The organism is Listeria marthii, assembly GCF_014227425.1.
Classification (GTDB): Bacteria; Bacillota; Bacilli; order Lactobacillales; family Listeriaceae; genus Listeria; species Listeria marthii.
Map to the genome: position 1 here is coordinate 95,990 of NZ_JAASWB010000004.1, position 14,227 is coordinate 110,216.

At 37.9% G+C, this 14,227-nt stretch carries 17 protein-coding genes; 5 read left to right on the forward strand and 12 right to left on the reverse strand.

Annotation, left to right across the window (positions count from 1 at the left end; genetic code table 11):
- Positions 1–59 precede the first annotated feature (59 nt).
- The 3 genes from HCJ55_RS08185 to HCJ55_RS08195 all read left to right on the forward strand — a co-directional run bounded on the left by HCJ55_RS08185 (position 60) and on the right by HCJ55_RS08195 (position 1,748).
- Entirely contained in the window at positions 60–395 is a 336-nt protein-coding gene (locus tag HCJ55_RS08185; RefSeq protein ID WP_008946528.1) for a helix-turn-helix transcriptional regulator, read from the forward strand.
- A 5-nt stretch (positions 396–400) separates the two neighbouring features.
- Positions 401–853, forward strand: coding sequence for an ImmA/IrrE family metallo-endopeptidase (locus tag HCJ55_RS08190; RefSeq protein ID WP_008946527.1), 453 nt, complete (start codon positions 401–403; stop codon positions 851–853).
- A 199-nt stretch (positions 854–1,052) separates the two neighbouring features.
- Positions 1,053–1,748: a Crp/Fnr family transcriptional regulator gene (locus HCJ55_RS08195; protein ID WP_185504183.1), complete on the forward strand. Its 696-nt coding sequence runs from the start codon at positions 1,053–1,055 to the stop codon at positions 1,746–1,748.
- On the opposite strand, the gene HCJ55_RS08200 is transcribed toward HCJ55_RS08195, so the two are convergent.
- From HCJ55_RS08200 to HCJ55_RS08225, 6 genes are all read right to left on the reverse strand, one after another.
- A complete protein-coding gene (locus tag HCJ55_RS08200; RefSeq protein ID WP_008946525.1) occupies positions 1,718–2,425 on the reverse strand; it encodes an EAL domain-containing protein in 708 nt (235 codons plus the stop codon). The genes HCJ55_RS08195 and HCJ55_RS08200 overlap by 31 nt on opposite strands.
- 76 nt (positions 2,426–2,501) lie before the next feature.
- Positions 2,502–3,392 (reverse strand): ROK family protein, encoded by an 891-nt coding sequence (locus HCJ55_RS08205; RefSeq protein ID WP_008946524.1) that lies wholly within the window; start codon positions 3,390–3,392, stop codon positions 2,502–2,504.
- 117 nt (positions 3,393–3,509) lie between these two features.
- Positions 3,510–5,780, reverse strand: coding sequence for a chitinase ChiB (gene chiB, locus HCJ55_RS08210; RefSeq protein WP_185518003.1), 2,271 nt, complete (start codon positions 5,778–5,780; stop codon positions 3,510–3,512).
- A 289-nt stretch (positions 5,781–6,069) separates the two neighbouring features.
- Positions 6,070–6,444 (reverse strand): hypothetical protein, encoded by a 375-nt coding sequence (locus HCJ55_RS08215; RefSeq protein WP_185517718.1) that lies wholly within the window; start codon positions 6,442–6,444, stop codon positions 6,070–6,072.
- A 92-nt stretch (positions 6,445–6,536) separates the two neighbouring features.
- Positions 6,537–7,169, reverse strand: a complete 633-nt coding sequence (locus HCJ55_RS08220) for a nitroreductase family protein (protein WP_185391683.1) — start codon at positions 7,167–7,169, stop codon at positions 6,537–6,539.
- Between the two features lie 13 nt (positions 7,170–7,182).
- Positions 7,183–7,473: a putative quinol monooxygenase gene (locus tag HCJ55_RS08225; protein WP_185517720.1), complete on the reverse strand. Its 291-nt coding sequence runs from the start codon at positions 7,471–7,473 to the stop codon at positions 7,183–7,185.
- A gap of 111 nt (positions 7,474–7,584) precedes the next feature.
- On the opposite strand from HCJ55_RS08225, the gene HCJ55_RS08230 reads away from it, so the two are divergent.
- A complete protein-coding gene (locus HCJ55_RS08230; protein WP_185504192.1) occupies positions 7,585–7,878 on the forward strand; it encodes an ArsR/SmtB family transcription factor in 294 nt (97 codons plus the stop codon).
- Positions 7,879–7,984: 106 nt separating this feature from the next.
- Complete coding sequence (locus tag HCJ55_RS08235) at positions 7,985–9,481, forward strand: polysaccharide pyruvyl transferase family protein (RefSeq protein WP_185518005.1); 1,497 nt, start codon at positions 7,985–7,987, stop codon at positions 9,479–9,481.
- A gap of 41 nt (positions 9,482–9,522) precedes the next feature.
- Here the strand turns inward: HCJ55_RS08235 and HCJ55_RS08240 are convergent, their stop codons facing one another.
- From HCJ55_RS08240 to HCJ55_RS08265, 6 genes are all read right to left on the reverse strand, one after another.
- Positions 9,523–9,873, reverse strand: coding sequence for a DUF2200 domain-containing protein (locus HCJ55_RS08240; protein WP_185391687.1), 351 nt, complete (start codon positions 9,871–9,873; stop codon positions 9,523–9,525).
- Positions 9,874–10,008: 135 nt separating this feature from the next.
- The gene (locus HCJ55_RS08245) at positions 10,009–10,398 is read right to left on the reverse strand and encodes a DUF956 family protein (RefSeq protein WP_003728941.1); all 390 of its coding nucleotides are present in this window, start codon (positions 10,396–10,398) and stop codon (positions 10,009–10,011) included.
- A 126-nt stretch (positions 10,399–10,524) separates the two neighbouring features.
- Positions 10,525–11,436 carry a PTS system mannose/fructose/sorbose family transporter subunit IID gene (locus HCJ55_RS08250; RefSeq protein WP_003721724.1) on the reverse strand — a complete coding sequence of 304 codons (912 nt, stop codon included), beginning with the start codon at positions 11,434–11,436 and terminating at the stop codon, positions 10,525–10,527.
- Positions 11,437–11,457: 21 nt separating this feature from the next.
- On the reverse strand, positions 11,458–12,264 hold the full coding sequence (locus HCJ55_RS08255) for a PTS mannose/fructose/sorbose transporter subunit IIC (protein ID WP_003724931.1): 807 nt from the start codon (positions 12,262–12,264) through the stop codon (positions 11,458–11,460).
- Positions 12,265–12,287: 23 nt separating this feature from the next.
- Positions 12,288–13,253 carry a mannose/fructose/sorbose PTS transporter subunit IIA gene (locus HCJ55_RS08260; RefSeq protein ID WP_185502737.1) on the reverse strand — a complete coding sequence of 322 codons (966 nt, stop codon included), beginning with the start codon at positions 13,251–13,253 and terminating at the stop codon, positions 12,288–12,290.
- A 295-nt stretch (positions 13,254–13,548) separates the two neighbouring features.
- Positions 13,549–14,184 (reverse strand): mpt operon Crp-Fnr family transcription regulator, encoded by a 636-nt coding sequence (locus HCJ55_RS08265; protein ID WP_185517722.1) that lies wholly within the window; start codon positions 14,182–14,184, stop codon positions 13,549–13,551.
- Positions 14,185–14,227 lie beyond the last annotated feature (43 nt).

Below are 14,227 nucleotides of genomic sequence, written 5' to 3' on the forward strand. Positions count from 1 at the left end.
TTCCGTTTTGGTGCTAAAAGTGCTATACTGAAGCCATAAACATATGGAGGACAATTATTATGGAGTTAAATAAATTTGTAGGAAATAAAATAAAACAGTATCGCGAGGAACGCGGTTTAAATCAAGAAGCCTTAGCAGAAAAGCTTCATACAACTCGCCAAACGATTAGCCGTTACGAAAATGGCGATCGAAAAGCAAATCAAGATGTTTTATTTGAACTTGCAAAAATCTTCAACAAACGATTAGATGATTTTTTCCCGGAAAGAAGTTTACCGCCTGTTGATGAACGCTTGGTGACAATTGCAGCCCATATAGATGATGATGTAACAGATGAAGAAATGCGGGATATTCTAGCTTATATAGAGATGAAGAAAAAACTCCATCGCGGGATGTGATTTTATTGTACGAAAAATTAGTGAATAAATACCAAGACGAGGTAACCATCAGAGAAGAAAAAATGCCTTACAAACTACCCGGTCTTTATTTAAACGGGACGATTTTTATTAGTAAAGATCAGTCTTCTATTCAAAAAGGTTGTATTTTAGTAGAAGAATTGATGCATTACAAATACACTGTAGGTAATATTACCAAACAAGAAACAATTATGGATAAAAAACAAGAAATTTTTGCTCGTCGTAAAGGCTACGAAGAATTGATACCACTTGATGATATTATCTCGTGCTTTTATCTCGGTTTACGTGAATATTTTGAAGTAGCGGAGTTTTTAGAGGTAACAGAAGAATTTTTGCGCCACACCGTTTCTCATTATGCTGATAAATACGGTCCAATGTATGATTATGGTGGCTATCTGATTAATTTTGGTAATTCCATTGATGTTTATAAGAAGTTTTAGAAGGCTCATTTTTATGGGTCTTTTTTGTGCTCTTTTTTAAAAGTATGTTTTTAGTGGTGAAATTATCGAAAATGTTGCTAAAAAGTGTCTTTTTCATATCTGTATTGCGAAAGTTTTTTTAATCTAGTATCTTTTTAGGACAGATAGCAGTACAGTAGTATAGTAATTAACATTTTACTTTAGTATAGGAGTTTTGATTATGCTTTCCACTATAGATTTTTCAGCTATTTTTTCTAGTGATTATTCGAGTAAAGTCTCTTTTAAAAAAGGCGATATTATTCATTCATTTCGAGCTTATGAAAATAAACCACCTCAAATGGGAGTGCTTCTAAAAGGAACTGCTGTTTTAGAAGGACCAACAAGCGAAGGACGCTGGATGATAAATGCTTTGATCTCGCAAAAAGCAATTTTTGGAATGGAAAGTTTGCTCGAAACAAAAACGGCTCCCGAACTTACGGAATACCGCGTTCGCGCATTAGAAAACGGCACTGCTTTATTCATCGACCGCGAATTTTTCCTCAATTATTTATATGCGAATCCGCAATTTTTCCATCTTGTGTTGGATGATGTTATTGTACGATACCTGTTTACAGCGAAAAATTACAAAAATATCAATCAACCACCAATAGTAAAAGTGACGCGCATTTTTGTGGAAATTGTCGAGCTTCTCAATTTGCATCAATCCGATGGGCCAATTAAACTTCCGTCCTATATCAATCAAACTTTCTTAGCTGATTATTGTCGTTCTAGTCGCGCTCGAATTACAGAAGCGCTCGAAGCATTACGAGAAAATGGTTTATTACTCTCTAAAAGACCTATTATGATTAGTTCTCATGAAGACTTGTTAGATCAAGTGGACAGTTTTCAAACAGGGAACGGCTTATTAACTAAATAACCTTGAAAAATAGACACGCCATGACTTTCTAGTAGAGTCATGGTTTCTTTTGTTTCAATCCCTTCGACCACAAAATCAAGCTTGTTTTTTTGAGCAAAATTCGCCCATGCTTTAATAAATAATAGTAGATCTTCTAATGGAATATTTTGGAAATGAATTAATGAAAATTTAATTTCTATTATGTAGGGTAGGTAACTCATTACTCGCTCTAAGCTGTTTAAGCCGCAACTAACATCATCTATTGCGATGTGATAGCCAAGACCGTGAATCACTTTAATTTTGTTTAAAATAAATGCGTCTTTATCATTCGCATTGAGGTGGCGTTTATGCGCGGGAACATCGAAAATATCTTCAGTCATTTCGACGGTAATACGGTGGCTCTCACTTTTTAATTTATCTAGCCAGTGGAGGGTTTCTGTATAAAAAAGTTGCTGTGGAGCGATATTTATAGCAAATCGATCATTTGGATATTTCGCTAAAACATCGAAAAAAGCATCGCAAAACCACTCTGAAAAAGCCAAGTATAATTCTTCATCCGCGAGTACTGCCTCTAATTCTGACAGAGGAAATCTAGGAACTTTACTATCATCGCGCAACAGTATTTCATATTCGACAATATTTCCCTGAAGAACGTCTAACTTAGGTTGAATAAAAAGTTGAAATTTCATGAGTCCCATCATCCCTTCCCGTTTCTCTTCTCTATTCTAATACATTTTTAGTACTAATCGCAAAATTTAGTATAATAATATACAATTAGTCGATACTTTGTAAAAAGAAATTATAAAGCGCACCATATAAATTAGCATCGTTTCGGAAATGACAGGTAACAATTTTCGGCCTTGCTCCGTGGAATGGATTTGCAGCTTTTATTTCTTCAATGGCCTTGTTTAAACGTTTAACAACAATGGGTTGCGCGCTAATTCCGCCGCCAATCGCAATAATTTCTGGATCAATCAAATATTGGATATTCAAAACCTGCGAGGCTAGCCCATAAATATAATCATCAAAAATAGCTTGAGCTTCCTCATCCCCTTGGTTTATCCACTCAAAAACTTGCTCGCCGTCTTTTTTATCTGCCAGATTTTTCTTGGTAGCAATTCTTTTAATTAGTTCAACCGCCGACCCAGCCTGTCCAAAAAACTTCCCTCGCAATTTTTCCGTATCAAAAGAGGTCTGAATAAAACTTACCTCCCCAGCCATTAAATTAAAACCAGATTGCAACTTGCCGTTCATAATAATCCCGCCACCAACACCACTTCCAAGCGTTAAAATCGCCGCACTTTCAACATCTTTCGCTACACCTAACCACAATTCTGCAAGTGCAGCACTTTTAGCATCATTTTGTAAAACGACCGGAACATGACATTCACGTGCGAGCATTTCAGCCAAGTTTTTTTCATGCATAAATAATAGCGCACCACCTTGGTAGATCACGCCAGTTTCCGTATTGACCACCCCAGGACAACTCACTGCAATCCCTGTTACATCTTGTTGATAAGGACGCCATTTTTCTACCATTTGCTCTACAAGTTCTTCCGCGCTTTTGGCAGTAGTAGGGAATTTATCTTTCATTTTTATCGTTCCATTATTTTCCATCAACGCAAATTTTATAAAAGTTCCACCGATATCATATACAAAATACATCTGCCAGCATCCTCTCTAATGTCTTTTATTCATTGTAATACGCTGGCTATGATTTTGTCCTCTTTTTCAAATAAAAACAGGGACTCTAAAAGAAGAATCCCTGTCCTGCAACGTATATTAATTAATCAAAAGCCACGGGCCCCACTGTTCAGCTCCCGGCTCATTTCCTTGTGTCCACCACTGTGCTTCATATGTTTTCCCTTTATAAGAAACCCTATCTCCCTTATTGTACGTTTTTGCAGTGTCCCATGCTGGAGTTGCTGGTGGTGTTGCCGCGTCAAGCGTTGTCACAGTTAAGGCCGAGCTTGCCGCCGAGAAATTCCCAGCCGCATCATACGCTTTTACTGTGTAAGTGTACGCTGTTTTGGCAGTTAAGCCACTATCTGTAAAAGTAGTTCCTGAAACAGAGCCAACTTCAGTCCCATTTCGGTACACTTTATATCCAGCCACCGCTTTATTGTCCGAGGAAGCTGTCCACGTTAGCGTAGCAGCTTTATCAGTTACGTTAGAAGATGCGAGTGCTTTTGGTACGGTTGGAGCTTCTGTGTCACTTGGATCAGGTACAACAGTTCCTCCGCCAAAAATAGTTTGTTTACCAAATTCGACACTTGATTTTACCATCCGTTGTGTTAAATCAATTTTAGAAATATTATTTACATCCACACTAGATGCACTCGATTTTAAACGGAACGTATAAGATGCGCCTTGCGGAATTTGCTGTGCATCATATACAGAAGCTAAATCAACTACTGTATTGCCACCCGAAGTAGTAACCGTACCCGCTTTATAATCTCCAGCAGTTAACGTTTCGCCCGCTTTTACTGGAATATAAAACTTAGGTAATTTCACTGTTTCAAACGATAGCTCAGTTGATTTCAAAACTTCATTGGTTTCGTCCGCTTTTTCATTGTTTGTAATTGTAATTTCGTATCCGACCCCATTTTCGCTATAAGGTTTCACTGTCGCTACCACATTTAAATTCGCATAAGTGATCGTATTTTGCGGGATAGCGCTAGCACCGAATAATCCTGATTTAATCGCCTTTGTGAGTTCATCGCGCTTAGTTGAAGTCGTGGTTTTATCCTGCGACTGCATCCAAGAAATCATCCCACCAAGATTATTATCTTTTACATATTGTGCCTTATAGCCAATCGAACGTGGATTGTCATATGTGTAAAACTCCCCAGTTTCCTTACTATAAAGATACGGCGCTTTGGCAGTATCATCCCAATATTCTTTCAAAGTTGGCGTTTTAGCTTTCAGCGCATCGATACTTCTATACGCCCAAACTCCGCCAGCACGGCCCCCATCGCCAGTTTTAATTGGGTTTTCGTTGTTTGCCCCATAAGTAAGCGAGCCATCCGCATCTTTATTCGTTTTTTCAGCAGCTTGGAAAAGTCCTGGCAATGCCGTATCCGTTCCAGCAGCTACTTTATTCCAGCCCCGAGTATAAAATGCTGCCCCAACAACAATTTTATTCGAAACTGCTCCCTTTTCTTTTAAGTATTTAACGGTTTGATCCACGGAAAAACCACTATCATAATTTGGGTCTTTCGGATTGCCGTAAAGCGCTGTATGATGCGCACTATTCGGTGTCCAAGCACCATTTAAGTCATACGTCATCACATTCGCAAAATCGACTACTTTAAACAAATTCGCTACATCAATCCCATTTTCTAATGTAGATTTTGCAGCTGGTAAAGCAACCGATAATTCGTATTTCTTGTTAATATCAACGCCTTGTTTATCCAAAGCCGTTCTTAAATCTTGTAAAAGTGTAATAAAGTTTTGTTTGTCCGCAGGTTTTGCATTTGGAGTGCCTTCATCGTTTTTATTATCAACAAGGTCAGCGTCCCGCACCGAAGCAGGATATTCCCAGTCCAAATCAACAAAATCCATATTGGTATATTTCACAAACTTCATCACATTTTTCACAAAGTTAGCCCGTTTTGTTGGATCTGCTGCAACCGTAGAGAAATCTCCCGACTTAGACCAGCCTCCAACCGATACACCGATTTTCAAATTCGGATTTTGAGCGCGTAAATCTTGAATCGCATTCAAAACACCGGCATTCGCTCCGCCCCATTGAACTCCCTCTTGCCCAACAGGCGCCCCAACAGCAGCATCTTTATCAGTAAAAACCAAATCCCCATTGCTATTAAAATCCAGAAAAGCAAAATTCAAATGCGTTAATTGATCAGCCGGAATATCTTTCGGATAAAAGTTCCCTTCTCCTCCCCAAATCGACCAATCGCCATAATACATCACATTTCGATACTGTGGTACATTTTCAGCCGCTTTCGCCCGTTTTGGCTGTGCACCAATTGATACAACCACTAACGATAAAACCAACAACACAACAGAAGTAATACTAAAAAGCTTTTTCATCTTCTTATTCATCTCTTCACCCCGATTTTTGATTTATAAACCTCATTTCGGTAGTTCTAAGTTTGTCTCTCTGTACCCCTTTTCGTGTGGTTGCCAGAATGCCCTTTTCTCTAATTTCCTCCCCCCGATTAAAGATTCATTCCGAGCATCTGTATATCATGCAATTATCATGCCAAAAGAAAGCGCTGTCATCACGCGGTTTAACTACCATTTTTAAGCTACACAGATAGAATGTCAACTTACACAGATAAAAAAATAGTACGAGCGCTTGGCCCGTACTATCGATTAATTATCTCTTTATTTTCACAAACTCAAACCAATGCTTTCGCGAATAAAAAAATGATGCTAAGCAAAGACCAAGCGCAATCAACGTAGCTACCAAACTAGTCATAACAAAACCGTAAATAAGAAACGGAAACATCGCATAATTTAATATTAGTGCCTTACTATTAATCCGCACAATCACATCACTGCTATTTTCCAAAATCGCTTCTTCGCTTCCATAAAACCAGTTTGTTACCCGAACCTTCGTTTTCTCTACCTTGGGCATAAAAAAGTGCGATTGGTAGTTATCTAATTTCACAATCTCTTCATTATCAATTCTAATATTCACCGGAGTAATGCTTCTGCCAATGCCTGTTTTACGAGTTATTTTGATTGTCACAGTTGCTTCTCCTCCTTGGCTTTATGTCACTTTAATTATACCAAGAAGTAAAAAAAGAACAAGGAAATATCAACTATTTCCCCATTCTCATTTTAAGCAAAACTCGTAACATCAGTAATCGGCAATCGATAAGACTGATAACCGGAATTTTTAGCTTTCCCAATAGAAACAATCATAACTGGAACATAACGTTCTGGATCCATATTAAAAGCTTCTGCAACTTCTGTGCGTTCAAAACCGCCAATTGGATTTGTATCATAACCGTGCGCACGAGCAACGAGCATTAACTGCATCGCTACAAGTCCGCCGTCAATAAGTACTACACGTTCTGCTTCTGAACGGGGAATCGCTTCAAAATACTGGCTTAATTTCGCCATTTGTTGTTCTTTCACTTCTGCTGGCATCAAGCCTCGTTCAACAGATTCTCCGTAGATTTTTTCACCGTTTTCGAAGTTTTGTAAGTCACCGAAAACTAAAATCATTGCGGAAGAAGATTCGTTTTGACGAGTATTGAAGCGAACTAACGAGTTTAATTTTTCTTTACCCGCGTCACTTTCCACAACCACAAAACGCCACGGCTGCATGTTTACAGACGAAGGAGCAGTTACCGCATCCTCTAAAATAGCTTTCATTTCCTCTTGGCTAATTTTCACCGTTTCATCGTATTCTCGAATCGAGCGGCGGTTTTTCATTAAGTCTTCAAAATCATTATTTAAATAAGTCATATTTTTCTCCTCCTTATCGCGCAAGTGGCGTTAACACTGAAATTTCAAGTTCTTTAGCAACAAAATTGGCAGCGGCTTTCTGGAATTTTTGGAAATGCTCGCTTTCATTATGTTGTTGAATAGCATCCATATCTGCCCATTTTTCTAACATATAAAAAACTGTTTCGTTTTCCGTCGATTGCACTAATTCATAACCGTGATTTCCCGCTTCTTTTTGTGATGCGGCAATAACTTCCTTAGCAGCTTGCAAAAAAGCTTCGGCTTGCTCTTTTTTTATCGTAATTTGCGCTTCAATATGCAACATTTTCCAACAACTTCTTTCGGATTTTATAGTTCGATTAATTTCGAACTATCATAATATAACATAGCAGCAAGTTCCGCGCAATTAAAATGTAAGTTATGATATGATATTTATATGAAAAAGTTAAATGAGCTCTCAAAATCAGATTTATTATTAATTTTCCAAGCATTAAGCGACCCAATCCGTCTCGATATTTTCCTATGCTTACTGAAAAGCAAAGAGAAGCGCTTCTCTGGAACAACTTACAATATTTCCAAATCAACCATGTCACACCACATTAAACTGCTTAAAGAGGCAAAACTGATTAATTTAAGGAAGGAAGGGACAACGCATATTTATTCGGTGAACGAAGAATTAGTAGACGCAATTGGCTACTTCTTTGATACGTGCAAAAACAAACACCAATAACTTCACCCCAAAAACTATTAACCTTATTAACATTTTGATATAATTTAAATATCAACTTACTTAAGGATGTGGTTTTTTAGTGAAGAGAATATTAATTAGGTCAGGCATGCGACCCACGAATGTATACATGCCGGAAGACCTCTATTTAAAAGATCGGACAGGTTTTAACAATGGCAACCTTGCTTATCAATACAGTATTTATCGAGCCTTATGGAACGACGACGTGGAAATACATGCAGACGGGCTTTCATCTAACCCTAATTTAGCAGAAAAAATCAATGAAAATTACGATCTCTATGTTATGCCTTTAGCAGACGCATTCCGAGATGACTTCAGACCTATACTTCGCAATTACACTCAGCTTATTCACAAATTGAAAATCCCAGTTGTCGTAACAGGGGTCGGCTTAAGAGCAAATTACGAGCCCCAAATAAATGAAGGTTTTCCCTTTGATGAAGATGTTACTAATTTTGTAAAAGCTGTCCTAGAAAAATCTGCTCAAATTGGTGTTCGCGGACAAATCACAGCCGATTATTTAAAAAAACTAGGCTTTAACGATGACCTCGACTTTCGAGTAATTGGTTGTCCCTCGCTCTATACATTCGGCCGAGAATTAAAAATAAGAGATTTACACTTAACAGATCAATCCTCCATCGCGATTAACGCATCTCCAACCTCATCAGAAACTGCTATTCAATTCTTAAACAATCTGATTACTACATACAAAGACTATCACTTTATCCCACAACACTTAGACGAATTTCATTTAATGTACGCTGGTGGTCCAGATATTACTAGCGATATCAAAGGTTATCCAACAAATATCGAACATAAATATTATCAAGAAGGTCGTGTAAAATATTTTACTAGCATGCCTAGTTGGTATGATTTTGTGAAAAATATTGATTTTAGTATTGGTTCTCGCTTGCATGGCAACGTTATTCCTACAATCGTCGGAACACCTAACATTTCTTTTGTACAAGATGCCCGAATGCGCGAACTAGCTTCCTACCACGCCCTTCCTCACGTCACAATAGACGAACTAGCGCAAACCAACAACATTCAAGATTTACTAAGCAAAGTGGACCTGAAATCTGCTGAGAAAGTTCAAGCGAAAAATTTTGATAACTATGTTGATTTCTTAGATACAAATGGGCTAAATCACATCTATAAACACGACAAAAACAGAAAATCTGCCCCAATGGATGAACTTATTCATTCCATTAATTTCCCCACTAGCCCAGAAGTCATTTCCACATTAAATCCAACTGAGATGCTAAATCGAGTGAAATTTTCTGCCAATCTATTAAAAGAAAGGCATGATTTTAGCACCAAATACCGAGTAAATGCCGTTAATAACCAACTTACCCAATTGAGAAAAACTACCGCGGACCAAAACAAAAAACACCAAGAAAAAAATAAACACTTAGAAAATGAACTTAAACAAACTGAACAAAAATTACAACTTACAACAAATAAAAATAATGAACTAACGAACAAAATTAAACATTATCAAGGGACTTTAAATCGAAAATCCGTGAAAATGACCTTAAAATTTGTTAATTCACTGGCAGATGTTAAAAAGAAAGTCTCCAAAAGCTGATAAATCAAAAAAGCAGCCCATTAAAATCGGCTGCTTTTTGCTTATTTTCGTAAAATCTTCTCCATCTTTTTCCCTTTTGCGAGTTCATCAACTAATTTATCCAAATAACGAATTTGTTGCATCAGTTTATCTTCAATTTCTTCCACTCGGTAGCCGCAAATAACTCCGGTAATTAAGGAAGCATTGGGGTTCATTTTTGGAGCTTGGTTGAAAAAGGTCTCGAAATCAATTTCTTGATCGATGGCTTGCTGTAAGGAAGCTTGGTCGTAACCTGTTAGCCAGAAAATAATTTCGTCCACTTCTTCTTTGGTGCGGTCTTTTTTCTCCACTTTTTGTATGTAAAGAGGGTATACACTAGCGAATGACATTGTGTAGATTCTTGGTTTTTTCATGTTGGTGTTCCTCCTTTGATTGCGTTTTAATTATACTTTCTATTGTATCAAAATATGCTGTTTGTTCAATTATTATGTATGAAAAAAAGCATCAACAGACAATAGGTCCATTGATGCTTTTCGGTATAAATCGGCTTATTTATTTTTGTTTTTCTTCTTGCTAAATATCGACCGAAACGAGCGCTTCATAACGTCAAAGAAACTGAGCGAACTCACCATATTGGCTGGGTCGACATAAACTCGTATTTTACGTAAAACTTCTTTAGGCTTTTTAGAAGCAAATGTATATGTGCCGTTGCGCTTTGTTTTGATGGCGTAGCGAGGGATCCACTTGCCTTTTAGCATAACAGATACGATAACTTGATCTACTTCTTCCCAAGGAATTTGGACGAATTTACGCACATCACGTGAGTTGAAAAATTCAAAACCTTTGTCGCCAATCATAATTTTCCCGTAATCTGTAAGTCCAGTATACGCGGTGGCATCTATTGTTAAGTCTACCTTTGTATTAATCGATTGAACCAACTGTATTCGCTCCATTTCTTTTCGCTTGTTTTGTTTATTATACCGTATTCGTTTATCTGTGTCATATATCTAAACGAAAAGAGGCTCGGTGAATATTGCACCAGCCTCTTTTCGATCAGCTTATTTTTACAGAAGCCCGATTAAGTGACCAACTATACCAACTACGAATAGACCTAGAATGATGATAATTGGGCTGATTTTTTTCTTAAGTAACCACATACATAAGAATGTAAGAGCTACTGCTGCAAGTCCTGGGATTAAGTTATCCAAGTTATTTTGCAAGGTTGTTACTTTAATTTCAGAAAGAGCTAAACCTGCTTGTTGTTGTTCTAAAGCAGTTTTGATACCTTGAGCGCCTTGTGGAAGATGACTCCAATCAATATACGCACCTTCATCAAGTTTAACTTTCGAGATAATTGGCGCAAACTGGATATTTACCCATCTCTGCACCAAGGCGGCGAGGACGAACATCCCGAGTATCGAAGCACCTTTTGTAATGTCTTGTAGTAATCCACCAGAAAGGTCATCAGTAATTTTCGAACCAGCTTTGTAGCCGAATTCTTGTGTATACCACATGAAGCCCCAACGAATTACGTTCCAAGCAACGAAGAATAAAATTGGTCCAAGAATGTTTCCACTCAAGGCAAGAGAAGCACCTAATGCTCCTAACATTGGACGAATTGTAAACCAGAATACTGGATCACCAACACCAGCTAGAGGTCCCATCATACCAACTTTAACCCCTTGAATTGCTACATCATCAACTTCTGCACCATTTGCACGTTCTTCTTCAAGTGCAAGTGTTACCCCAAGAATTGGAGATGCAATATATGGATGTGTATTAAAGAATTCTAAGTGACGTTTTAGAGCTTGCGAACGATCTTCTTTAGTTTTATATAATTTTTTAATAGCGGGAATCATAGAGAATGCCCAGCCACCATTTTGCATACGTTCGTAGTTCCATGAACCTTGAATGAACGTAGAGCGCCATGCTACGCGTAGACGGTCTCTCTTTGATAATTCGATTTTTTCTGCCATTCTATTCTCCTCCTTTTTTTATTAATAGTCGTTTAATATATCGCCCAGTGGATCGCGAGAGTTTCCGCCTCCACCGCCGTTTGAGTTACCGCCACCCATTTTAGATAGGTTAAGGTAAATAAGAGCAAGTGCAACACCTAGAGCACCAATTGCGATAAGTGTAAGTTGAGAAATTGCAGCTACTACGAAACCGATAACGAAGAACGGCCATACTTCTTTAGTAGCCATCATGTTGATAACTAGTGCATAACCAACGGCAACTACCATTCCTCCACCGATAGCCATACCATCTGTTAACCAAGCTGGCATTGCTTCTAAGAAAGATTGAACGCTGTCTGCTGGAATGAATAAAAGTGCTGCTGCTGGAATCGCGATACGAATACCTTGCATACAAATTGCTGAAATATGTAACCACTCTACGCTGCGAATATTCCCTTTTTCAGCGGCTCTGTCCATCAAGTGAACAATTGGAACTGCCAATGTACGAACGATCATTGTTAAGAAAAGACCTGCTACTGCAAGTGGAATTGCAATTGCGATTGCGGACGGAATACCTGCTACCCCTTGTCCACCTAATACTAATATAATTGCTGAAGCTACTGAGGCAAGCGCGGCATCTGGTGCTACGGCTGCTCCGATGTTTGCCCATCCAAGTGCGATCATTTGTAGAGTTCCGCCAAGGATGATACAAGCTGTTAAGTTACCTGTTACGAGACCAATTAATGTACATGCAATTAATGGCTGATGGAACTGAAATTCATCTAGAATTCCTTCAATACCTGCTAAAAATGCAATAAGTACTACTAAAATTATTGATATGACAGACATAATAAACCTCCTATTTTAATTTTTTATTGTGTCTTTAATTCATTTTTTGCTTTTTTAATGATGTCATCCATGTTTGCGCTTGAGTCATTAGGGACTTTACGCACATCGAATTTAACGCCTTTTTCTTTTAATTTCTCAAAAGTGGCAACATCATCTTTACCCATGGAAAGTACTTTGCTAACAACAACTTTACCTACAGAGTGAGCCATGGAACCAACGTTTACTTGTTCGATTTCTACGCCACCTTCAATTGCGCGTAAAACATCTTGAGGATTTTCGAATAATAAAAGTGCTTTTGTATTGCCGAAACGTGGATCTTTTGAAATCTCAATCATTTTTTGGACTGGGATAACGTTAGCTTTTACTCCTGGTGGTGCTGCTTGCTCGATTAATTTTTTACGAAGATCGTCTTTTGCAACTGCATCAGAAACGACGATAATTCTTGTTGGGTGTGTTGCTTTTGTCCATGCAGTGGCTACTTGACCATGCAGTAGACGAGAATCAACACGAGCTAGAACAAATTCAATTTTGCCGTCACCAACTGCAGCGATTTCTGCTTGTGGCTGTTCAGTAGCTGTTACTTGCGGCTGAAGTTCTTCCGGTTTAACGCGGATGCCTTCTTGAGCTGGCGCAAGAATATTTGCTGCGATTTCATGTGCGCTTTCCATTGTAAAACGTGATGAGAAAGCTTCAATCAACATCGGCAAGTTAAGTCCTGCTACGATTGCCCACTTATCTTTATTGAGTTCATAAAGACCGTTTGCTTGATTGAATGGTGTGCCTCCCCAAAGATCCACTAAGAATAAAACTTCATCTTGGCTATCAAAAGTTGCTATTGCAGCTTCCATTTTAGCTTTGATGTCTTCTGGACCTTCGCTTGGCATCAAAGTGATTGCTTTAACGTTTTCTTGCTCGCCGAAAATCATTGTTCCGGACTGCAAAATACCTTCAGCAAATTCACCGTGAGTTGCGAGGATAATTCCTACCATCTTTTTCCCTCCTAATATAATTCATTTATTTTGCTACCCGCTCTATTTATTGCAAGTTCCGTGCCAACTTTATAGTATTGCCTTTAAAATACTGTTGTATCAATATTTCCGCTTACTAAATTATTACGGTATTAATTAGTGTATCATTCGCTGATACAGAAAAACTCGAATTAGAATTTAGTGTATTTATGAAAGTAACTATGTATATCAAAAAAGCGCTATTAATTCATCATTATTCCCATAAAAAGTAAAAAAACTACCCCAAAATTGTATTTGAGTAGTTTTTTTATGATATTTACGAGACACATAATACGTCTGAATCCTGTATTAAAATCCAAGGTGTCTTTTTTACATTAATTACTCCTTTGTCAGCTAATCCATTTATAATCATGGATGTCGTTGAGACGGAGCATCGTGCTAATTTTGCTAAGACATAGATTTTTAACCAACGCGGAAATACATGATTGCGCACAGGGTCTAGTTCATACCACTTTATAATTCTTAGCAAAACTTTTCCAACACGCTCTTCAGGCTCCGCCGACATCAGCTCTCTTTGCCATTCTAAGCTCTTCTCAAAATCTTCCGCCACTTGCAAAAAGAAATTTGATAATAAATTGTGTTCGTCTAGCTTCTCGAATAGTTCATCTGTCGAAATGATACTGTAGGTTGTTCTTTCTAACGTGGATAGCAGTAGTGTGGTCTCCGTTGTGTAAATAATACGTTCACCCGCAAATACTCGTTGAATTGTAGGCTTCTTTCCTTTACTCTCTTGAACCATTAAACCTTTCTCCATGATAATTACTTGTCCATGTTGCAATTTAAGTTCCTTACCTACCTCCAATTCCTGGTGAGTAAGAGAAAAATTCTTTCTAATCCATGAATAAATCAGCAAATCTTGACTGATTAGTTTATGAAATTCTAAAAAAGTCATTTTCTATTTCCTTTCCTCCCATGTCTTTTAAAAAAATTGGGCT

Excerpts from the sequence above, each read along its gene's own strand:
- HCJ55_RS08185 (WP_008946528.1), top strand. The coding sequence starts at position 60 with ATGGAGTTAAATAAATTTGTAGGAAATAAAATAAAACAGTATCGCGAG.
- HCJ55_RS08195 (WP_185504183.1), top strand. The coding sequence starts at position 1,053 with ATGCTTTCCACTATAGATTTTTCAGCTATTTTTTCTAGTGATTATTCG.
- HCJ55_RS08200 (WP_008946525.1), bottom strand. The coding sequence starts at position 2,425 with ATGGGACTCATGAAATTTCAACTTTTTATTCAACCTAAGTTAGACGTT.
- HCJ55_RS08205 (WP_008946524.1), bottom strand. The coding sequence starts at position 3,392 with ATGTATTTTGTATATGATATCGGTGGAACTTTTATAAAATTTGCGTTG.
- chiB (WP_185518003.1), bottom strand. The coding sequence starts at position 5,780 with ATGAAAAAGCTTTTTAGTATTACTTCTGTTGTGTTGTTGGTTTTATCG.
- HCJ55_RS08220 (WP_185391683.1), bottom strand. The coding sequence starts at position 7,169 with ATGACTTATTTAAATAATGATTTTGAAGACTTAATGAAAAACCGCCGC.
- HCJ55_RS08225 (WP_185517720.1), bottom strand. The coding sequence starts at position 7,473 with ATGTTGCATATTGAAGCGCAAATTACGATAAAAAAAGAGCAAGCCGAA.
- HCJ55_RS08230 (WP_185504192.1), top strand. The coding sequence starts at position 7,585 with ATGAAAAAGTTAAATGAGCTCTCAAAATCAGATTTATTATTAATTTTC.
- HCJ55_RS08235 (WP_185518005.1), top strand. The coding sequence starts at position 7,985 with ATGCGACCCACGAATGTATACATGCCGGAAGACCTCTATTTAAAAGAT.
- HCJ55_RS08240 (WP_185391687.1), bottom strand. The coding sequence starts at position 9,873 with ATGAAAAAACCAAGAATCTACACAATGTCATTCGCTAGTGTATACCCT.
- HCJ55_RS08250 (WP_003721724.1), bottom strand. The coding sequence starts at position 11,436 with ATGGCAGAAAAAATCGAATTATCAAAGAGAGACCGTCTACGCGTAGCA.
- HCJ55_RS08255 (WP_003724931.1), bottom strand. The coding sequence starts at position 12,264 with ATGTCTGTCATATCAATAATTTTAGTAGTACTTATTGCATTTTTAGCA.
- HCJ55_RS08260 (WP_185502737.1), bottom strand. The coding sequence starts at position 13,253 with ATGGTAGGAATTATCCTCGCAACTCACGGTGAATTTGCTGAAGGTATT.
- HCJ55_RS08265 (WP_185517722.1), bottom strand. The coding sequence starts at position 14,184 with ATGACTTTTTTAGAATTTCATAAACTAATCAGTCAAGATTTGCTGATT.